General features: G+C 61.6%; 20 protein-coding genes and 2 pseudogenes. 11 read left to right on the top strand and 11 right to left on the bottom strand.

The window, feature by feature from the left end:
- Positions 1 to 174: 174 nt before the first annotated feature.
- Positions 175 to 1,461: pseudogene (locus tag M1B35_RS32115) on the top strand (methyl-accepting chemotaxis protein); the annotation flags it as partial.
- A gap of 12 nt (positions 1,462 to 1,473) precedes the next feature.
- Entirely contained in the window at positions 1,474 to 2,316 is an 843-nt protein-coding gene (locus M1B35_RS32110; RefSeq protein ID WP_425273385.1) for a methyl-accepting chemotaxis protein, read from the top strand.
- Between the two features lie 121 nt (positions 2,317 to 2,437).
- Here the strand turns inward: M1B35_RS32110 and M1B35_RS03845 are convergent.
- From M1B35_RS03845 to M1B35_RS03835, 3 genes and pseudogenes are all read right to left on the bottom strand, one after another.
- Positions 2,438 to 3,057, bottom strand: a pseudogene (locus M1B35_RS03845) (SOS response-associated peptidase).
- A 36-nt stretch (positions 3,058 to 3,093) separates the two neighbouring features.
- Complete coding sequence (locus tag M1B35_RS03840) at positions 3,094 to 3,354, bottom strand: putative signal transducing protein (protein WP_123337796.1); 261 nt, start codon at positions 3,352 to 3,354, stop codon at positions 3,094 to 3,096.
- Positions 3,355 to 3,366: 12 nt separating this feature from the next.
- Positions 3,367 to 3,549, bottom strand: coding sequence for a CPXCG motif-containing cysteine-rich protein (locus M1B35_RS03835; protein WP_268261260.1), 183 nt, complete (start codon positions 3,547 to 3,549; stop codon positions 3,367 to 3,369).
- A 144-nt stretch (positions 3,550 to 3,693) separates the two neighbouring features.
- Here M1B35_RS03835 and M1B35_RS03830 point away from each other — a divergent pair, with 144 nt between their 5' ends.
- The gene (locus M1B35_RS03830) at positions 3,694 to 4,857 is read left to right on the top strand and encodes a 1-acyl-sn-glycerol-3-phosphate acyltransferase (protein WP_268261259.1); all 1,164 of its coding nucleotides are present in this window, start codon (positions 3,694 to 3,696) and stop codon (positions 4,855 to 4,857) included.
- A 75-nt stretch (positions 4,858 to 4,932) separates the two neighbouring features.
- On the opposite strand, the gene M1B35_RS03825 is transcribed toward M1B35_RS03830, so the two are convergent.
- Positions 4,933 to 5,220, bottom strand: coding sequence for a hypothetical protein (locus M1B35_RS03825; RefSeq protein ID WP_268261336.1), 288 nt, complete (start codon positions 5,218 to 5,220; stop codon positions 4,933 to 4,935).
- Between the two features lie 192 nt (positions 5,221 to 5,412).
- Here M1B35_RS03825 and M1B35_RS03820 point away from each other — a divergent pair, with 192 nt between their 5' ends.
- Positions 5,413 to 5,619 carry a hypothetical protein gene (locus M1B35_RS03820; protein ID WP_123337802.1) on the top strand — a complete coding sequence of 69 codons (207 nt, stop codon included), beginning with the start codon at positions 5,413 to 5,415 and terminating at the stop codon, positions 5,617 to 5,619.
- Positions 5,620 to 5,705: 86 nt separating this feature from the next.
- On the opposite strand, the gene M1B35_RS03815 is transcribed toward M1B35_RS03820, so the two are convergent.
- A complete protein-coding gene (locus M1B35_RS03815) occupies positions 5,706 to 6,290 on the bottom strand; it encodes a YajG family lipoprotein (protein WP_123337805.1) in 585 nt (194 codons plus the stop codon).
- A gap of 205 nt (positions 6,291 to 6,495) precedes the next feature.
- Between M1B35_RS03815 and M1B35_RS03810 the strand changes: the two genes are divergently transcribed.
- Both M1B35_RS03810 and mqo read left to right on the top strand, forming a co-directional pair.
- Positions 6,496 to 6,729: a hypothetical protein gene (locus M1B35_RS03810; protein ID WP_268261335.1), complete on the top strand. Its 234-nt coding sequence runs from the start codon at positions 6,496 to 6,498 to the stop codon at positions 6,727 to 6,729.
- Positions 6,730 to 7,465: 736 nt separating this feature from the next.
- Positions 7,466 to 8,974, top strand: a complete 1,509-nt coding sequence (gene mqo / locus M1B35_RS03805) for a malate dehydrogenase (quinone) (protein WP_123337809.1) — start codon at positions 7,466 to 7,468, stop codon at positions 8,972 to 8,974.
- Positions 8,975 to 9,132: 158 nt separating this feature from the next.
- On the opposite strand, the gene M1B35_RS03800 is transcribed toward mqo, so the two are convergent.
- The 4 genes from M1B35_RS03800 to M1B35_RS03785 all read right to left on the bottom strand — a co-directional run bounded on the left by M1B35_RS03800 (position 9,133) and on the right by M1B35_RS03785 (position 11,145).
- Complete coding sequence (locus M1B35_RS03800; RefSeq protein ID WP_123337810.1) at positions 9,133 to 9,420, bottom strand: PA4642 family protein; 288 nt, start codon at positions 9,418 to 9,420, stop codon at positions 9,133 to 9,135.
- 63 nt (positions 9,421 to 9,483) lie between these two features.
- Positions 9,484 to 9,969: a hypothetical protein gene (locus M1B35_RS03795; protein ID WP_123337812.1), complete on the bottom strand. Its 486-nt coding sequence runs from the start codon at positions 9,967 to 9,969 to the stop codon at positions 9,484 to 9,486.
- A 141-nt stretch (positions 9,970 to 10,110) separates the two neighbouring features.
- A complete protein-coding gene (locus M1B35_RS03790) occupies positions 10,111 to 10,584 on the bottom strand; it encodes a WbuC family cupin fold metalloprotein (protein WP_123337813.1) in 474 nt (157 codons plus the stop codon).
- A gap of 3 nt (positions 10,585 to 10,587) precedes the next feature.
- Positions 10,588 to 11,145 (bottom strand): hypoxanthine-guanine phosphoribosyltransferase, encoded by a 558-nt coding sequence (locus M1B35_RS03785; RefSeq protein ID WP_123337961.1) that lies wholly within the window; start codon positions 11,143 to 11,145, stop codon positions 10,588 to 10,590.
- Positions 11,146 to 11,310: 165 nt separating this feature from the next.
- On the opposite strand from M1B35_RS03785, the gene upp reads away from it, so the two are divergent.
- Both upp and M1B35_RS03775 read left to right on the top strand, forming a co-directional pair.
- A complete protein-coding gene (upp, locus tag M1B35_RS03780) occupies positions 11,311 to 11,949 on the top strand; it encodes a uracil phosphoribosyltransferase (RefSeq protein ID WP_123337815.1) in 639 nt (212 codons plus the stop codon).
- Between the two features lie 2 nt (positions 11,950 to 11,951).
- Entirely contained in the window at positions 11,952 to 13,226 is a 1,275-nt protein-coding gene (locus tag M1B35_RS03775; RefSeq protein ID WP_123337817.1) for a uracil-xanthine permease family protein, read from the top strand.
- Between the two features lie 57 nt (positions 13,227 to 13,283).
- Here the strand turns inward: M1B35_RS03775 and hemH are convergent, their stop codons facing one another.
- Both hemH and M1B35_RS03765 read right to left on the bottom strand, forming a co-directional pair.
- Entirely contained in the window at positions 13,284 to 14,309 is a 1,026-nt protein-coding gene (hemH, locus tag M1B35_RS03770) for a ferrochelatase (RefSeq protein WP_268261258.1), read from the bottom strand.
- Positions 14,310 to 14,322: 13 nt separating this feature from the next.
- Positions 14,323 to 15,225 (bottom strand): TIGR01777 family oxidoreductase, encoded by a 903-nt coding sequence (locus M1B35_RS03765; protein WP_268261257.1) that lies wholly within the window; start codon positions 15,223 to 15,225, stop codon positions 14,323 to 14,325.
- Between the two features lie 195 nt (positions 15,226 to 15,420).
- Between M1B35_RS03765 and M1B35_RS03760 the strand changes: the two genes are divergently transcribed.
- The 3 genes from M1B35_RS03760 (at position 15,421) to M1B35_RS03750 (ending at position 17,710) form a co-directional block, all read left to right on the top strand.
- Positions 15,421 to 16,407 (top strand): NAD(P)/FAD-dependent oxidoreductase, encoded by a 987-nt coding sequence (locus M1B35_RS03760; protein ID WP_268261256.1) that lies wholly within the window; start codon positions 15,421 to 15,423, stop codon positions 16,405 to 16,407.
- Entirely contained in the window at positions 16,404 to 16,619 is a 216-nt protein-coding gene (locus M1B35_RS03755; RefSeq protein WP_268261255.1) for a TIGR02450 family Trp-rich protein, read from the top strand. The genes M1B35_RS03760 and M1B35_RS03755 overlap by 4 nt, the downstream gene beginning before the upstream one ends.
- A 119-nt stretch (positions 16,620 to 16,738) precedes the next feature.
- Positions 16,739 to 17,710 (top strand): YbgA family protein, encoded by a 972-nt coding sequence (locus tag M1B35_RS03750; protein ID WP_268261254.1) that lies wholly within the window; start codon positions 16,739 to 16,741, stop codon positions 17,708 to 17,710.
- Positions 17,711 to 17,712 lie beyond the last annotated feature (2 nt).

Below are 17,712 nucleotides of genomic sequence, written 5' to 3'. Positions count from 1 at the left end.
ACCCTGTAGGAAAAATTTCATATGCCCCGCCAGAGCGCCAACCACCCGGAATACGCCTTATCAATAGCGACATAAACCCATCTAAAACGGTCATATCGACACTCAAGGCTCATGACCCGCAAGGCGGCGGCCGATACAACACGGCAGACCTAAATTCCTGCGCCCGGAGCCTCTATGAAGTTCAAGTCGATCCAGTTTTCTGTGGCCGCATTGGCCGGTGCCATTGTCCTCAGCGTGGTGGCAGCCCTGGTGGTCTATGCCCTGTTTTCCGGCGCTCGCACCCAGGACATGGTGCAACAGCGGACCCAGGCCCAGTTCGAGCAGGTCATCGAGCAGCGCCTGAGCGGGCTGGCACAGAACCAGGTCAGCCAGATCCTGCGTGACCTGGAAGCCCCGCTGCTGATTGCCGACGGCCTGGTGCGGGTCAACGCACTACTGGGGGCCAGAGATGCCCAGGGCCAGGCGCAACTGAACCTGAGCCGCGAACAACTGATCGCCCTGCTCAAGGAAAACCTCGTAAAAAATCCGAAAATGCTCGGCGCCTATATCGCCTGGGAGCCGGGTGCCGTCGACCACAACGACGCGGCCTTCATCGGCAGCTCGGTCATCGGCATCGACGCCGCCAGCGGGCGCTTCCTGCCCTGGTGGTTCCGCAACGACGACGGCAGCCTGGGCCTGGACAAGCTGGCAGACGTGAATGACCAAAAACTCCTGTCCACCGGCGTGCGCGCCAGCGAGTACTACCTGTGCTCCAAGGACAGTAAAAAGTCCTGCGTGATCGACCCGGCACCCTACAAGGTCGGGGACAAGGTGGTAATGCTCGCCTCCTTTATCCAGCCGATCCTGATCAATGGCCAGTTCCAAGGGATTGTCGGCGCCGACCTGTCGGTGAACTTCATCCAGGACATGCTCCTGAGCGCCAACCAGAAGCTCTACAACGGGGTCGGGGAGATGGCCCTGATCGGCAGCAATGGACGCCTGGTGGCCTACACCCAGGACTCGAGCAAATTCGGCGAGCCGGTCAGCACAGTGCTAGACGCCGAGAAGCTCGCCAAGCTGAACCACCTCAAGCGCGGCGAAGTGACGTACAGCGTCGATCAGGCCGGCAACGAGATCGAACTCTACCTGCCGTTCGGCATCGGCCAAACCGAGGCACAATGGACCTTCATGCTGCACCTGCCCCTGGATGCGGTGATGGCTGACCTGCAAAAACTCCAGGGCGAACTGGCAGCCCAACGCAAGGCCGACACCTTCAGCATGGCCATGGTCGGCCTGGTGATTGCAGGCATCGGCCTGCTGGTGATCTGGCTGGTGGGCCATGGCATCGCCCGCCCCCTCAAGCAAATGGTGGCCATGCTCGACGACATCGCCCAGGGCGAAGGCGACCTGACCCGCCGCCTGAGCAGCGACCGGGCCGATGAACTGGGCGCCATCGCCAAGGGCTTCAATACCTTCCTCGGCAAACTGCAGGCGATGATCACCCAGGTGGTGACCTCGGTGCAGAGCGTCAGCGACTCCTCGGAACACACCGCTGACATCGCCATTCGCACCAACCAAGGGGTGCACAAACAGATGGTGGAAATAGACCAGGTGGCCACCGCGGTGCATGAGATGACGGCCACCGCCCAGGACGTGGCGCGCAACGCAACCCAGGCCGCCCAAGCCGCCAGCCACGCCGACCAGGCCGCCAGCCAGGGCCTGCAGATTGTGCGCGACACCTCGGGGGCCATCGGCGCCCTTGCTGCGGAAATCGGCAAGGCCGTCGGCGTGGTGCAAACCCTGGCCAAGGACAGTGAAAACATCAATGCGATTCTCACGGCCATTCGTGGCATCGCCGAACAGACCAACCTGCTGGCCCTGAACGCCGCCATCGAAGCCGCCCGGGCCGGTGAGCAGGGCCGGGGTTTTGCCGTGGTGGCGGATGAGGTGCGCAACCTGGCGCAGAAAACCCAGCAGGCCACGGAAGAAATCCAGTCGATGATCCAACAGCTACAACAAGGCACACGGGACGTGGTGCGGGTCATGGAGGACAGCCAGCACAAGACCGACCAGAGCGTGGAACACGCCGCCAAGGCCGCCCAGGCCCTGGAAAGCATCACCCAGGCGGTGTCGGTGATCAACGACATGAACACCCAGATCGCCAGCGCCGCCGAGGAACAGAGTGCGGTGGCCGAGGACATCAATCGCAATGTCATCAACATCGGCCAGGTGGCCAATGAAATGGCCGGTGGCGCCGATGAATCCAGCGCCGCCAGCGCTGGCCTGACCAAACTGGCCGAACAACAGCGGCGCCTGATCAACCAGTTCCGGGTCTGAACGCCTCTTTGTAGGAGCCGGTTTGCCGGCGAAGCCATCTCAAGCGCCCGCGCGAATAATGGTGTTGAAGGCTTGCGGGCGTATCGCTGGCAAGCCAGCGCCTACAGGGCGCGAGGCGGGGTTAGGCGGGGGTCAGGCATTCAGGGCCATTGAGTTTGGGGTCGTTGACCAGGTTGGCCAGGACCCGCTCACGCAAGGGCGCGGGCTCGCTGGCCAGCAGGGCTTGCAGGGTGTGCAGCGGGGTCTCGGGATTGAGCCAGGCCGCCTGGCCCTCGGCGTCGAGGATCAGCGGCGACGCAAGGACGACGCCGCCTGGGTCACCACCGCCGTGCTGAGCCAGACCTGCTCCTGAACCGGATACGCCTCCCAGATGGCGGCAAAGAAGATCGATGAACCCTCCCCCGGCGTCAGCCAGTAGGGCCGCTTGCGGGTTGTGCCGCGCCATTCATAAAAGCCGTTGGCCGGCAGCAGGCAGCGACGCTCACGAAAGGCCTGGCGAAACATCGGTTGCTCGGCCAGGGTTTCGGCCCGGGCATGGGCCGGGGTGCGCGACAGGTCCGTCAGCCAGGGCGGCGTCAGCCCCCAGCGAGCCCGGGCCAGGCTGCGCTGGTCACCGTCGGCTCGCAGGATCAGCACCGAATCGTTGGGCGAAATACTCCACTGCGCCCGCTGGTCCGCCGGGAACCCCGGCAAGGCGGCAAAGGCGGGATTCCAACGAAACAGCGCATAACGTCCACACATGAGGCAAGACAACTCTCGACAGGATCGGCGGCCAGCCTAACAGACCAGCACGCCAGCAAAGCTTTCCGGCTCTTCGCCGGGCATAGGCAGCGCGGCATTGTACGCGGCGATCAACTCCCGTGCGTATTGCGCCTGATCGTTTTCCACCGACAGCCCCAGCAAACCGAACACCGGCAGCTCGCCAACGCCCCCCAGCAGATCGCGCCCTACCAGGTGAGCCTCAATGCCCTCGCTGGCCAGCATGCTCTGCAACAACTCGCCTTCCATCAGATTTTCCGGTTCGTAGATGCGCTGCATAGGGCCACCCCATCACTCGTTTTCACTGTGAACGTCGAGCATCCATTCCTGACCATCGGTTTGCAGGTGGAACACAATGGGCCGGCAACACACCGGACAGTCTTCGATATAGGTCTGGTCGCCACCGGACAGATCCAGCACGGCTTCAGCGTCTTCACCGCAGTAAGGGCATTGATAGTGATCGGTTTCCAGCATCGCGGTCTCCCGAGTGACTTGTGCGTATAATCGCCGGTCTATTCGCAGGGCTATTTTTGTTTGAGCTGACTTTTCAGACCGTGCCCGGCCATTTTTCGATCCAAACCTTCTTCTTACCCTAGCCGTTTCCAACAAGAGAGCATGATGGGCGAATTCGATGCCATCCGACCTTACCACGACAGTGAAGTACCAGCGGTGCTGGCCCGGCTGCTCGGGGACAAGGCGTTTCTAGATATCCTCACCCACTTCCGCTTCCCGCGTTTTGCCGGCACGTTCGGCTGGCTGCTCAAACCCCTGATCGCGCAACGGCTGCGCCGTGAGTTCGCCGGGGTCACGACGGTGGCGACCTTGCAGGACAAGGTCGAGTTCTACGTCGACCACACCATCGAGCGGGCCACTGACGGCGTCACCTACACCGGGGTCGAGCAGTTCAAGTCCGGCGTTGCCTACCTGTTCCTGGCCAACCACCGTGACATCGTCATGGACCCGGCCTTCGTCAACTACGCGGTGTATCACGCCGGCCTGCCCACGCCGCGCATCGCCATTGGCGACAACCTCCTGCAAAAGCCCTTCGTCAGCGACCTGATGCGCCTGAACAAGAGCTTTATCGTGCACCGTTCGATCACCGGTCGGCGCGAGAAGATGGCGGCCTACCAACTGCTGTCGGCGTACATCAACCACTCGATCCGCAACGACTGCCAATCGATCTGGATCGCCCAGGCCGAAGGCCGGGCCAAGGACGGCGACGATCGCACCGAGTCGGCGATCCTCAAGATGTTCCACATGAGCCGCAAGGACGAGCCGTTCGGTGAAGTGATCCAGTCGCTGAACCTGACGCCCGTGTCCATCAGCTACGAATACGACCCCTGCGATCAGGCCAAGGCCCGGGAGCTGTACATCCGCGCCACCACCGGCAGCTACACCAAGGTGCCGGGCGAGGACGACGTCAGCATCGCCAAGGGCATCACGGGCTATAAAGGCCGGGTCCATGTGAACTTCGCCCCGCCCATCAGCGAGCCGTTTGAAGACACCAAGCAATTGGCCATTGAGATGGACCGGCAAATTCTCGGCGGCTACCGCCTGTTCCCGGTGCATTACCTGGCGTATGCCCAGTGGAACGAGGCCGACCCGCAGTTGCAGGTGCCCAAGGCCGAGGACGTGTTCCCGGCCCAGGAGCTGGCCAAGGCCCAGGAAGAATGGCAGCGCCGGCTGGACGCCTGTCCACCCGAGCATCGCCCGTACCTGGTGCTGCAATACGCGACGCCGGTGCGCAATCAGTACCGGGTCAAGGCCGGGCTGGCGCTGTAAAACACCGATCAGAAAAACCGCAACGGCGCCCCAGGGCGCCGTTGTTGTAGGTGCAGAACCGTCCCGCGCGCCGACTCAGAAACGCGTGCTAATCCACGACACCAGCAGCGCCAGGCCCAGGCAGGAAAAACCGAAGCGGTAGAAAAACCGGTTCATGCGTACGGTCGCCAGGTCGAGCATGGGCAGCGGCTGTTCGACGCCGCGCTGGGTGCTTTGTGCCGCCAGGCTGGCCATGGCGCGTTGCTCACGACGACGGGTGGCGTGCAGCACCCAGCCGCCTGGGCAGGCAAACAGCAGGGCGAGAATGTTGATCAGTTTGGCGGGGTGGGCATTGAACAACGACCAAAGCACTTGCAGCGACATCATGAACCTCGAATCAAACAGAACTGGCGGGCCGTCGATCGACAGCGCGCGGCGCGGATTCTACCCAAAGCCCGACACCTTGCCCGGTTTTTTCCGACCAGTTACGGGGACTGGCGGTTTAAATTGCCCTGTCATCCATTCGTCATCTGAACAAGCCAGTCTGTTGCACCTTGATAGTCCATGGAGCTTGTCATGCTGCACGCCGAAAACCAGGATCGCCTGTACCTGATCTCCCCCAGCGACGAGCAGGAAGCCTTGATTGGCGCCCTGGCGTTCAACGTCCAGGACCGTCACTGGCTGGTGTACTGCGCCCTGGGCGGCCATCAGCATGCGGACCTGCCGGAAAGCGATCCGGCCACCGGCCTGAGCTTCCTGGACTTCTACGTGGAAGCCGCCTGAACCCCGGCCCGCGAACATGAAAAAGCCCGGCTTCAGGGATGAAGCCGGGCTTTCTTTTGGGCCCGCCGATGATTCGGGGCGGGCTGTTACTCGCCGAGGATCTGACCGATGGTCGGGTCCTTGAACAGGCGGGTCAGGGCGTCACTCAGTACATCGCCCACCAGCTTGGTGTTGGTTTCCTGGTTCGGCGCCATGCCGAAGCGCTGATCCAGCGACGCGCCATAACGGCCGCTGTAGCGACGGTTGGCGTTCTGCACATCGGAGCGGAAGGTCGCGCCAATGGTGGCTTCAGTCACATACAGGCCTTCCTTGGGCGACTGGTACTTCAGTTCGGCCAGGGTCACGGTCAATTGAGGAGCGTTGTAGGCGTTGGACGTTGGGGTAAAGCCCAACAGGCGGACGGCGGCTTCAGCCTGGGCCTGCAGTTTCGGCAGGATTTGCGCACCCTGGACAGTGATGGCACTGGTTTCCGGGTACAGGCCACCGCGAGTGCCCAGGGTCGGCGACGGACGACCATCCACGACCCGCACCACCACCGGCTGACCGTGACCTACAGGGGCCAGTTGAGTCGTGAGTTTAGGTTCAGGGCTGAGTTGTTGCGGGCTGTGGGCGCAGCCAACCAGGGACAAGCTGGTCACAGTGATCAAACCGAACAACAGGCGTTGCAACATGCTCATTTCTCCAGAAATCAGGCACAAACAGGGCGCCAGTATAGCGGGGCTCGGCAGCGGCTAACCAGCGTCAGCCAAGAGTTAGTCAAGGCTCAGACAGGGACGGCACACCGCGGTTCCTGTCACCTCGCCGTCACAGGCATTACACAGCGGTGTAACGCCGACCATGCATGCTGGCCCTACTTGCCCCAACTGGTACATCGCCATGCACTTTCTCTGGTCCCTGTTCAGCCCTCGGCCCAAATTTCGCAGCTACGCCCTGCTCGACGCCCAGGGTCGCTGCCAAGCCTTCAAGCATTGCAGCCAGGCACCTGCGGGCCATGGTTGGGTGGAGATAGAAGAAATCCGCCTCAACTGGTTGCACCAGCCGCTGCCCGCCAGCGCCCGTATCACCCCGCGCCTGGCCCGCCCCGGGGTACAACCCTTGCTGGCCACCTGACCAAACACCTAATAAAAGTCATTAAACAGGATCATTTCTGCGCATTTCTTCGTTACAATCTCCCCCCGATTATAAGGACGTCTCCTGATCGGGCCTCGCAGCACCGCCAATACCCAGGTATTTGGCACCCCGCACCGCCCACAGAGAGCCGCCCACACAGATCGAGTGAAGCTGCGTGCTTGCTGTGCACCTTGCAAACCACCACTTTTCGCGAATCTGCCAGAGCTGCCATTGCTCGGACACTGAAGCTGTTCGCCCGTTTGTGCCCCATGCCCTGCATGGCGTCATCCATTCGGGCCAGGTGCCAGGCTGAGGCAGCCCTTTTTTGAGGTTCACGTCTTCAAAAGAGCGTGAAAAAACGGGTTTTCACAACTTCACAAGAGTGTGGCGAGCAAATGAATAGTTTTGCGTCTGAACTGGCACCATTAGCCTCTACAACAGCCCGATTACACAGGACCGAGCCCTCCTCAGATACTTGCGCTTGATGCCTGTCCGCTGACGGATTTGGTTGCACGAACGGAGGCCTCGACCATAAGTCGAATTGCCCCCAGCGCCCCGGGATGCGTTCATACGCACCTTAGGCCGGGTGGGCAGCGTCCGTAGAAGTTGCAAAAAATTGCGAAGATTCGGACATGGTGATCCTGGCCATGGGTAACTTGGGGCATCACGTGAACCGCCCCGTCACTCCTGGCAGCTATGCCGTCAATTTGGTGCTGCAGATTTTGGAGACGCGTTAATGGCGCATAACGAAGCAGTAGACGTTGTATTGGTTGGGGCCGGCATCATGAGTGCCACCCTCGCTGTACTGCTCAAAGAGCTCGACCCCAGCATCAAGCTGGAAGTCGTTGAGCTGATGGATTCGGGTGCCGCGGAGAGTTCCAACCCGTGGAACAACGCCGGTACCGGCCACGCTGGCCTCTGTGAGCTGAACTACACACCACAGGCCGCCGATGGCAGTGTCGACATCAAGAAAGCCGTGCACATCAACACCCAGTTCGAGGTGTCGAAGCAGTTCTGGTCGTACCTGACCAAGCAAGGCACCTTCGGTTCGTCCAAGTCCTTTATCAGCCCGGTGCCGCACCTGAGTTTCGTCCAGGGCGACAAAGGCGTTTCCTTCCTCAAGAAGCGTTTTGACGTGCTGAGCCAGCACCATGCCTTTGCGGACATGGAATACACCGAAGACAAAGCCAAGATGGCCGAGTGGATGCCCCTCATGATGCCGGGCCGTCCGGCGGATGAAACCATCGCCGCCACCCGCGTCTTGAACGGCACCGACGTCAACTTCGGCGCCCTGACCAACCAGTTGCTCAAGCACCTGACCAGCGCCCCCGATGCACAGGTCAAGTACTGCAAGCGCGTAACCGGCCTCAAGCGCAATGCCAACGGCTGGACCGTGAGCATCAAGGACGTCAACAACGGCGCCAGCCGCGACGTCGACGCCAAGTTCGTGTTCCTCGGCGCCGGTGGTGCGGCCCTGCCGCTGCTGCAAGCCTCGGGCATCGAAGAGAGCAAAGGTTTTGGCGGTTTCCCGGTCAGTGGCCAGTGGCTGCGTTGCGACAACCCGGAAGTGGTCAAGCACCACCAAGCCAAGGTCTACAGCCAAGCCGCCGTGGGTTCGCCACCGATGTCGGTGCCGCACCTGGACACCCGTGTAGTCGATGGCAAGAAATCCCTGCTGTTCGGGCCTTACGCGGGCTTCACCACCAAGTTCCTCAAACACGGTTCATTCCTCGACCTGCCGCTGTCGGTTCGCGCCGGCAACATCGGGCCGATGCTGGCCGTGGCCCGGGACAACATGGACCTGACCAAGTACCTGGTCAGCGAAGTCATGCAATCCATGGAGCAGCGCCTGGAATCCCTGCGCCGCTTCTACCCGGAGGCGAAAGCCGAAGACTGGCGCCTGGAAGTGGCCGGCCAGCGGGTGCAGATCATCAAGAAAGACCCGAAGAAAGGCGGTGTGCTGCAGTTCGGCACCGAGCTGGTGGCGGCCAAGGACGGCTCTCTGGCCGCCCTGCTCGGCGCGTCCCCGGGCGCTTCGGTGACCGTGTCGATCATGCTGGAACTGATCGAACGCTGCTTCCCAGCCAAGGCCAGTGGCGAGTGGGCGGCCAAGCTCAAGGAAATCTTCCCGGCTCGGGAAAAGGTCCTGGAAACCGACGCCGAGCTGTACCGCAAGGTCAACAGCGAGAACAACGTCAGCCTGGAGTTGGTCGAGGCCAACCAGGAAAGCGAAAGCTTCGCGTAATCGGCGCCCCATAAAAAACGCCCCGTCCTGCTGCAGGACGGGGCGTTTTTTTTTTGGGCTTCTTATAGGGACACAAGGCCGGCGAACAACGATGAAGGGGGCCGCTAGCAACACTGCGCGCCCCTTCGCGGGCAAGCCCGCGCCTACAGGAGCACCGATCAGCCGCGGGCCTTCTCGATCAGCTCGATGTACTCGGCTGCGTTGCGCTGGTCCTGGATCAGGTCAACGAAGGTCTTGCCTTGCTCGTCCTTGCCGTCCAGGTCGTGACCGGCTTCGACAAAGAACACCAAAAAACGCTCAAAATCATCGATACGCAGGCCACGGTAGGCCTTGATCAGTTTGTGCAGGGACGGCGAAGTCGCGTCGACCGGTTCGAAATCGAGGAACAACTTGATCTGCCCATCGCCGATCTCGTCACCAATCAGTTGTTTCTTATCTTTACGCATTGCCGACTCCAGCTCGCAGACATTTCACGGGGCGGGCAGTTTACCCCCAGGCAGCACCGGGCCTCAACGCGAGCGTACGGCGCCGGTGTGCAAGTCGGCCCAGACATGGCCATTGGCGTAGCTGAGGAACTGGCAATACACCGTGTCGTTGCGCAGCAAGTCCATCACCACCCGGTACTGGGACAGCGGGTAGTACAGGGTCAGGGTCTTGCTCTTAGGGTCGAAAATCGGCTTTTTCAGGCTTTTGCTTTCGCCGTCGAAGTTCACCAACACCTGGCTGATGCTCGCCCCCTTGTTCAACGGCTTGCCTTTGAGGCGCACCAGCAAGGGCGAAGTCACTGGAATGGGTTGCTGGTTGGACTGACGCTGGCTGCCGATCACCACCGAGTACTCGGTGACTTGCAGCAGTTGCTGCTGCTCCGGCGCGGAGTCACGCAAGGTCAGGTCATCGGGGGGCAGGAACTGCGCATGCATCGGCGCCGGGGCTGCCGCCAGTGGAAGGCTCAGGGTCAAAAGAAGGGCCGCGCTACTGCGAATCAACAGGCTCATGACAGGCTCCAGGCAAGGGCCGATCACTCTAGCACGGCTTCTGATCAGCCTTGCATGCAGCGGTGGAGCCTGTAGGCCATGCAAACAACCCCGGAGATGGGCAGGTGCCTGCGAACGGCAGAAACGCTGCACGCCGCAGGATCAGTCGAACTGGGCACGCATCCAGGCGTGATACTCGGCCACTGCCGGCTCGCCCTCGCGAGGAGCCCAGGCAGCCAGCTCACCCTCGCCCACCGGACGATAGGGGCCGGCCTTGCACTCGAACATCAGGCTGTCAGCCTCCAGCACCACCAGGCCGTGGAACACCCCGGCCGGCAGATCGACACCGACACACTCACCACCGGCCTGCAGCACCCGCTTGGCCAGGACATGGCCCGCCTCGTCAAACACCAGCAAGCCCAATCGCCCCTTGAGCACCAGCAGGGTTTCCGCTTTGTCAGCACTCAGGTGGCGGTGTGGCGGTATATAGGTGGCCGGTTGCAGGCCGACCGCCATGCGATGGCACGGCTCATCCATCTGGTGGAAATTGTGGTGCTGCCGGCCACGGGGGTTGGCCGCGGCCTTCTCGGCCAACTCGGCAAACAGCGATTGGTCGAGAAAGCTCGGCTGACTCATGGCTTACATGCCTTTGACGGCGAAGATGCCAGCCGCGTTGCGCCAGTAACCTTTGTAGTCCATGCCATAGCCGAAGATGTAGCGGTCAACGCACGGCAGGCCAACGTAATCGGCCTTCAGGTCAGGACGAGCCTTGCGGTCGTGGTCCTTGTCGATCAGCACTGCGGTGTGCACCGCGCGAGCGCCGGCGTGTTTGCAGAAGTCGATGATCGCGCCCAGGGTGTGACCTTCGTCGAGGATGTCGTCGATGATCAGCACGTCACGGTCAATAAAGGAGACTTCCGGCTTGGACTTCCAGAACAGCTCGCCGCCGCTGGTTTCATTGCGATAACGGGTGGCGTGCAAATAGGAGGCTTCCAGCGGGAACTGCAAGTGGGTGAGCAGCTTGCCGGCGAAAATCAGGCCGCCGTTCATCACACAAAACACCACCGGATTGCGCTCAGCCAGTTCTTCATTGATGTGTGCACCGACCCGGGCGATGGCCGCCTCGACTTCAGCTTCGGTGTACAGGCAGTCAGCCTCTCGCATGATTTGACGGATATGCTCGAGATCAGCGGACATGGCGCTCTCCAAGGGGGTGGCAGTTTCGGAAAAGCGGGCAAAGGTACGCATCCCGCCGGGTCAGATCAAGCCTTTCTGGACTAACGTACTTCATGTCTATAGGACAACAACCCCGGATAGATTAATCTAGGCCGGTTTTTTTGCCCGCCGCCGGAGCTTTTCCCTATGCCCATCCGCGAGATCCGCCACCCGCTGATCCGACACAAACTTGGCCTTATGCGCCGCGCCGACATCAGCACGAAGAATTTCCGCGAGCTCGCTCAGGAAGTCGGAGCCCTGCTGACGTACGAAGCCACCAAAGACCTGCCCCTGGAAAGCTACGAAATTCCTGGCTGGTGCGGCCCGGTCCAGGTGGAAAAAATCGCCGGCAAGAAGATCACCGTGGTCCCGATCCTGCGTGCCGGCATCGGCATGCTTGAAGGCGTATTGAGCCTGATCCCAGGGGCCAAGGTCAGCGCCGTCGGCGTGGCCCGCAACGAGGAAACCCTCGAAGCCCACACCTACCTGGAAAAGCTGGTGCCGGAAATTGACGAGCGCCTGGCGATGATCATCGACCCGATGCTGGCCACCGGCGGCTCCATGGTCGCGACCATCGACCTGCTGAAAAAAGCCGGCTGCCGAGACATCCGCGCCATGGTCCTGGTGGCCGCGCCGGAAGGCATCGCCGTGGTCGAAAAGGCCCACCCCGACGTGATCATCTACACCGCGTCCATCGATGAAAAACTCAATGAACACGGCTACATCATCCCGGGCCTGGGCGATGCCGGCGACAAGATCTTCGGTACCAAGCAGAAGGACGCCTGACCATGCAGGATGAGTTCAACGATCCGCTCTGGCGCCAGGTGCTGTCTGGCGCGCAGATGCTCTTCGTGGCCTTTGGCGCGTTGGTGTTGATGCCGCTGATTACCGGTCTTGACCCCAACGTGGCGCTGTTCACGGCGGGTCTCGGGACTCTGTTGTTCCAGGTTGTCACCGGGCGCCAAGTGCCGGTGTTCCTGGCGTCGAGCTTTGCCTTCATCACCCCGATCATTCTCGCCAAGGGCCAGTTCGGCCTCGCCGCGACCATGGGCGGCGTGATGGCGGCCGGTTTCGTCTACACCTTTCTCGGCCTCGCGGTGAAGATCAAGGGCACCGGTTTTATCGACCGCCTGCTACCACCCGTGGTCATCGGCCCGGTGATCATTTCCATTGGCCTGGCCATGGCACCGATCGCCGCCAACATGGCGATGGGCAAGGCCGGTGATGGCAGCGAGCTGATTCATTACCAGACGGCAATGATGATCTCGATGCCAGCGCTGCTGACCACCCTGATCGTTGCAGTGTTCGGCAAGGGCATCTTCCGCCTGGTGCCGATCATCTCCGGGGTCTTGGTGGGCTTTGCCATGTCCTTCTACTTTGGCGTGGTCGACACCGCGAAGATTGCGGCGGCACCGTGGCTGGCCCTGCCCCACTTCACCGCACCGGAGTTCAACTGGCAGGCGATCCTGTTCATCGTGCCCGTGGCCCTGGCTCCGGCCATCGAACACATCGGCGGCGTGATTGCCGTAGGCAGCGTGACCGGTCGCGACTACCTGAAGAAGCCTGGCCTGCATCGCACCCTGTTTGGTGACGGCATCGCCACCACCGCCGCCGGCCTGTTCGGTGGCCCACCCAACACCACCTACGCCGAAGTCACAGGCGCGGTGATGCTGACCAAGAACTACAACCCGAAAATCATGACCTGGGCGGCGGTGTTCGCTATTACCCTGGCCTTTATCGGCAAGTTCGGTGCGCTGCTGCAAAGCATTCCAGTACCAGTGATGGGCGGGATTCTCTGCCTGTTGTTCGGCTCGATCGCCGCGGTGGGCATGAACACCCTGATCCGCCACAAGATCGACCTGGGAGAAGCACGCAACCTGGTGATTGTCTCAGTGACCCTGGTGTTCGGAATTGGCGGTGTGCTGGTAGGCACCGGCACCGGCCCGGATGACTTCGGCCTCAAGGGGATTGCGCTGTGCGCCGTGGTGGCGATCGCGCTGAACCTGATCCTGCCGGGCAATGATGGCTGGAAGAACAAAAAAGCCGACGAGCCGCTGATTTAAGCCAAACCTATCGCCAGCAAGCCGGCGCCTAAGGGGCCCGGCTTGCTGACGATGCTCTTAAAGCGCCAACGGCGCCCGCTCACACAAGGTCGTCAACGCCTTGGCCCATTGCGGGTCATCATTCAGGCACGGCACCAGCACCAACTCTTCGCCCCCGGCTTCGCGGAACTGTTCACGCCCGCGATCACCAATCTCTTCCAGGGTCTCGATGCAGTCCGCGACAAACGCCGGGCACATCACCAGCAGCTTTTTCACCCCTTGCTTGGCCAACTCATCCAGACGCGCCTCGGTGTAGGGTTCGATCCATTTCGCCTTGCCCAAACGGGACTGGAACGACACCGACCACTGGCCTGGCGCCAAGCCCATGCGCTCGGCAAAGGCTGAGGCGGTGCGCATGCACTGGGCGCGATAACAGGTGGCCAACACCGCCGGTGACGCATTCTTGCAGCAATCGGCATCTTTGAAGCAATGCTGGCCGGTGGGGTCGAGCTTGCTCAGGTGACGCTCCGGCAAGCCGTGAAAGCTCAACAGCAGGTGATCATGCTCCTGGGCAAGATAAGGCCGGGCGCTGGCCACCAGGGCATCGATGTACTCGGGCTGATCGTAGAAGGGCTGCAGTATCGAGAACTGCACATCGAGACGTTTTTCCCGAACCACCCGCTTGGCTTCCTCGATCACCGTGGTCACGGTGCTGTCGGCAAACTGCGGATACAACGGCGCCAGGGTGATTTTTTTCTGCCCTTGAGCGGCCAGGCGCACCAGGGTCGATTCGATGGAAGGCTCGCCGTAACGCATCGCCAACTCCACCGGACCTTGCTGCCATTCCTGCTTCATCACCTGTTGCAGGCGACGGCTGAGCACCACCAGTGGCGAGCCCTCTTCCCACCAGATCGAGGCATAGGCGTGTGCCGACTGCTCAGGGCGCTTGATCAGGATCAGCGACACCAGCAGACGCCGCACCGGCCACGGCAAATCGATGACGTACGGGTCCATCAGGAACTGATTGAGGTAGCTGCGCACATGCGCCACCGAGGTGGAAGCCGGCGAACCCAGGTTGACCAGGAGCAACGCGTGATCGGTCATGCAACGTCCTATTTCAGAGGCGGCTGGACAGGTCGTCCAGGGCCGCGGGCAAATCAGTGAACTGGAAAGTGAACCCGGCTGCTTGCAAGCGTGCGGGCAATGCCCGTTGTCCGCCGAGCAGCAACAGCGACAGCTCACCCAGGCCGATGCGCAAGGCAAACGCCGGCAACGGCAACAGGGCGGGCCGGTGCAACACACGGCCTAGCGCCTTGACGAACTCGCGATTGCGCACCGGCTTCGGCGCGCACGCATTATAAGGACCACTGGCATCACTGCGATGCAGGAGAAAATCAATCAGGGCGATTTGGTCTTTGATGTGAATCCACGGCATCCACTGCCGACCGCTACCAATGCGGCCGCCCAGGGCCAGTTTGAATGGCAGCAGCAGGCGCGACAAAAAGCCGCCTTCGGCCGACAGCACCAACCCGGTGCGCACCAACACCACACGCATGCCCAGGGCTTCAGCGCGTTGCGCGGTTTCCTCCCAGGCGATGCACAGCTGGCTGGCGAAATCCTCATTCACCGGTGGCGAGTCTTCGGTCAGTTCGCGCTCGCCGCCATCGCCGTACCAGCCCACGGCCGATCCCGAGATCAATACGGCGGGCTTTTGTTCGCGACTTTCCAGCCAGGCCAGCAGGGTTTCCGTGAGGGTGACACGACTGCTCCAGAGCAGCGCCTTGCGCTTGTGGGTCCATGGCCGATCACCAATTGGAGCTCCGGCCAGGTTGACCACGGCATCCAGAGGTTCCTGGCCCAACTCCTGCAACTGCTTGATCCCGCGGACCTGAGCACCGCATAACGAAGCGACAGTTTCGGGGTGACGGCTCCAGACCGTCAGCCGATGCCCTTGAGAAAGCCAGTACCGGCAGAGCTCACGCCCAATCAAACCAGTACCGCCGGTCAGCAATATGTGCATGAGTTCTTCCTCGCGTGGCGTTTAACCTGAATCACTAGTCTATTTTTATAGGCAGGGATCTTTTCAATCGGGCAGGCTCTCTTTTAACAATAGACAACCTGAACCTCCGACAACCGCCAAAAGCTATACCAAAAAACAATATTGTACAGGTTTTAGTGACGGCGTAGTCTGTACAGAAAGGTAAACGAGGCCCCTATGACAGTACCCATCGCAATCATCGGTACCGGCATCGCCGGACTCTCAGCGGCCCAGGCGCTACGAGACACCGGGCACGTTGTACAACTCTTCGATAAAAGCCGCGGCAGTGGCGGGCGCATGTCGAGCAAGCGCAGTGATGCCGGCGCGCTGGACCTGGGGGCCCAATACTTCACCGCGCGTGATCGGCGCTTCGTCAATGAAGTGCAGCGTTGGCAAGCCAATGGCTGGGTCGCCGAATGGACGCCGCAACTCTACAACTCCCACAGTGGTCAACTCAGCCCCTCGCCCGACGAGCAGACTCGCTGGGTGGGCAGCCCGCGTATGAGCGCCATTACCCGGGCCTTGCTCGGCGACGCCGAAGTGCATTTCGCCTGTCGTATTACCGAGGTGTTTCGCGGCGAACGGCACTGGCATTTGCAGGACGCCGAGGGCTTCACCCACGGTCCGTTCAGCCATGTGGTCATCGCCACGCCGGCGCCACAGGCCACCGCGCTGCTGGCCGCCGCACCGAAGCTCGCGGGAGTCGCCGCTGGAGTGAAAATGGACCCGACCTGGGCCGTCGCCCTGGCGTTCGACAAGCCCCTTGAGACCGCCGTCGAAGGTTGCTTCGTGCAAGACAGCCCCCTGGACTGGCTGGCCCGCAACCGCAGCAAACCCGGGCGCGACAGCACGCTGGACACCTGGGTCCTGCACGCCACCAGCATCTGGAGCCGCCAGCACATCGACCTGCCCAAAGAAGCGGTGATCGAGCAATTGCACGGTGCCTTCGCCGAGTTGCTGCACAGCGCCATGCCCGCGCCGACCTTCAGCCTCGCCCACCGCTGGCTCTATGCCCGCCCTGCCACCAGCCATGAATGGGGCGCCCTGGCGGATGCCGACCTGGGGCTTTATGTCTGTGGCGACTGGTGCCTGTCCGGCCGCGTCGAAGGCGCCTGGCTGAGCGGCCAGGAAGCCGCGCGCCGACTCCACGAGAGCCTGCAGTGAACCGCCTCAACCCGCGCAAGTTGCTGCTGTCGAAATGGACAGCAGCCCGCCCGCAAAATCGTGAGAAACACTTTCTGGTCACCGAACTGTTTTGCGACGACGAAGGCACCGTGCTGGACATCGAGTTGCAGGCGGTGCTCAGCAAGCGCAGCCAACGCCTGACCTGGCAGACCCTGCAAAACGATCAGGACTGGAAGATGGGCTGGAAATAGCCCCGGACCGCCACCGACAAAACCTATACAAAATATTTGACTTGTACAGCCTTACTCCTATGATGAGCCAAGTTGTACAGGATATTTATTTTGTACAGGTATCGTTTGGAGGTCCTCCCATGCCCGACATCGCACCCCGTGACGGCAAACCCAAAATCGCCATCAGTGCTTGCCTGATGGGCATCGAGGTCCGTTTCAACGGCGGGCACAAGGAATCACGGCTGTGCAGCCGGGTGCTGAGCGAGCATTTTGATTTCGTGCCCCTGTGCCCCGAGGCCGCCATCGGCCTCGGTACGCCACGGCAACCCATTCGCCTGGTGGGCAACCCGCAACATCCCCAAGCCGTGGGCACGGTGGACGCTAGCCTGGACGTGACCGAGCCCCTGGCCGATTACGGCCGGCGCATGGCCGAGGCGCTGGGTGATATCTGCGGCTACATCTTCATGCAAAAGTCGCCGTCGTGCGGCCTGGAGCGGGTCAAGGTCTACCAGGCCAACGGCATGCCCAGCGATGACGGTGGCCGCGGCATTTACGCCCAAGCCTTTTGCGACCTGCACCCGGACCTGCCGGTGGAGGAAGACGGGCGTCTCAACGACCCGGTACTGCGGGAGAACTTCCTGACTCGAGTCTTCGCCTACAGCGCCTGGCAGGACCTCTTGGCGACGCAAGGCCTGACCCGCCGCAGCCTGGTGGAATTCCACTCCCGATACAAATACCTGCTGATGGCCCACAACCCGGTGCAGTACAAAACCCTGGGCAATCTGCTGGGCAGCATGGGCAAGGGCGACCCGAAAGAAATCGGCCCACGCTATTTCAGTGAACTGATGGCGGCCCTGAAGAAATGCGCCACGCGCCGCACCCACACCAACGTCCTGCAACACCTGAGCGGCTACCTCAAACAAGTCATCAGCGCCGAAGACAAGCAGGAAGTGCAGCAGATCATCGGCCAGTACCGCCACGGCATCGTGCCTCTCGTCGTACCGCTGACCCTGCTCAAGCACCACTTCCGCCAACACCCCGATCCCTATGTGGCACAGCAGGTGTACCTGCAGCCGCACCCGGAAAACCTCAGCCTGCGCAATGGAATCTGAGC

The organism is Pseudomonas morbosilactucae (genome assembly GCF_023241665.1).
GTDB classification, from domain to species: Bacteria; Pseudomonadota; Gammaproteobacteria; order Pseudomonadales; family Pseudomonadaceae; genus Aquipseudomonas; species Aquipseudomonas morbosilactucae.
The sequence above is the reverse complement of the archived record's forward strand: the minus strand, read 5'-3'. Positions and strand labels throughout refer to the sequence as shown.

What these genes read in the sequence shown, in the direction of transcription:
- M1B35_RS32110 (WP_425273385.1), top strand. Translation starts at nt 1,474, where the DNA reads ATGATCACCCAGGTGGTGACCTCGGTGCAGAGCGTCAGCGACTCCTCG.
- M1B35_RS03840 (WP_123337796.1), bottom strand. Translation starts at nt 3,354, where the DNA reads ATGCAGCGCATCTACGAACCGGAAAATCTGATGGAAGGCGAGTTGTTG.
- M1B35_RS03835 (WP_268261260.1), bottom strand. Translation starts at nt 3,549, where the DNA reads ATGCTGGAAACCGATCACTATCAATGCCCTTACTGCGGTGAAGACGCT.
- M1B35_RS03830 (WP_268261259.1), top strand. Translation starts at nt 3,694, where the DNA reads ATGGGCGAATTCGATGCCATCCGACCTTACCACGACAGTGAAGTACCA.
- M1B35_RS03825 (WP_268261336.1), bottom strand. Translation starts at nt 5,220, where the DNA reads ATGTCGCTGCAAGTGCTTTGGTCGTTGTTCAATGCCCACCCCGCCAAA.
- M1B35_RS03820 (WP_123337802.1), top strand. Translation starts at nt 5,413, where the DNA reads ATGCTGCACGCCGAAAACCAGGATCGCCTGTACCTGATCTCCCCCAGC.
- M1B35_RS03815 (WP_123337805.1), bottom strand. Translation starts at nt 6,290, where the DNA reads ATGTTGCAACGCCTGTTGTTCGGTTTGATCACTGTGACCAGCTTGTCC.
- M1B35_RS03810 (WP_268261335.1), top strand. Translation starts at nt 6,496, where the DNA reads ATGCACTTTCTCTGGTCCCTGTTCAGCCCTCGGCCCAAATTTCGCAGC.
- mqo (WP_123337809.1), top strand. Translation starts at nt 7,466, where the DNA reads ATGGCGCATAACGAAGCAGTAGACGTTGTATTGGTTGGGGCCGGCATC.
- M1B35_RS03800 (WP_123337810.1), bottom strand. Translation starts at nt 9,420, where the DNA reads ATGCGTAAAGATAAGAAACAACTGATTGGTGACGAGATCGGCGATGGG.
- M1B35_RS03795 (WP_123337812.1), bottom strand. Translation starts at nt 9,969, where the DNA reads ATGAGCCTGTTGATTCGCAGTAGCGCGGCCCTTCTTTTGACCCTGAGC.
- M1B35_RS03790 (WP_123337813.1), bottom strand. Translation starts at nt 10,584, where the DNA reads ATGAGTCAGCCGAGCTTTCTCGACCAATCGCTGTTTGCCGAGTTGGCC.
- M1B35_RS03785 (WP_123337961.1), bottom strand. Translation starts at nt 11,145, where the DNA reads ATGTCCGCTGATCTCGAGCATATCCGTCAAATCATGCGAGAGGCTGAC.
- upp (WP_123337815.1), top strand. Translation starts at nt 11,311, where the DNA reads ATGCCCATCCGCGAGATCCGCCACCCGCTGATCCGACACAAACTTGGC.
- M1B35_RS03775 (WP_123337817.1), top strand. Translation starts at nt 11,952, where the DNA reads ATGCAGGATGAGTTCAACGATCCGCTCTGGCGCCAGGTGCTGTCTGGC.
- hemH (WP_268261258.1), bottom strand. Translation starts at nt 14,309, where the DNA reads ATGACCGATCACGCGTTGCTCCTGGTCAACCTGGGTTCGCCGGCTTCC.
- M1B35_RS03765 (WP_268261257.1), bottom strand. Translation starts at nt 15,225, where the DNA reads ATGCACATATTGCTGACCGGCGGTACTGGTTTGATTGGGCGTGAGCTC.
- M1B35_RS03760 (WP_268261256.1), top strand. Translation starts at nt 15,421, where the DNA reads ATGACAGTACCCATCGCAATCATCGGTACCGGCATCGCCGGACTCTCA.
- M1B35_RS03750 (WP_268261254.1), top strand. Translation starts at nt 16,739, where the DNA reads ATGCCCGACATCGCACCCCGTGACGGCAAACCCAAAATCGCCATCAGT.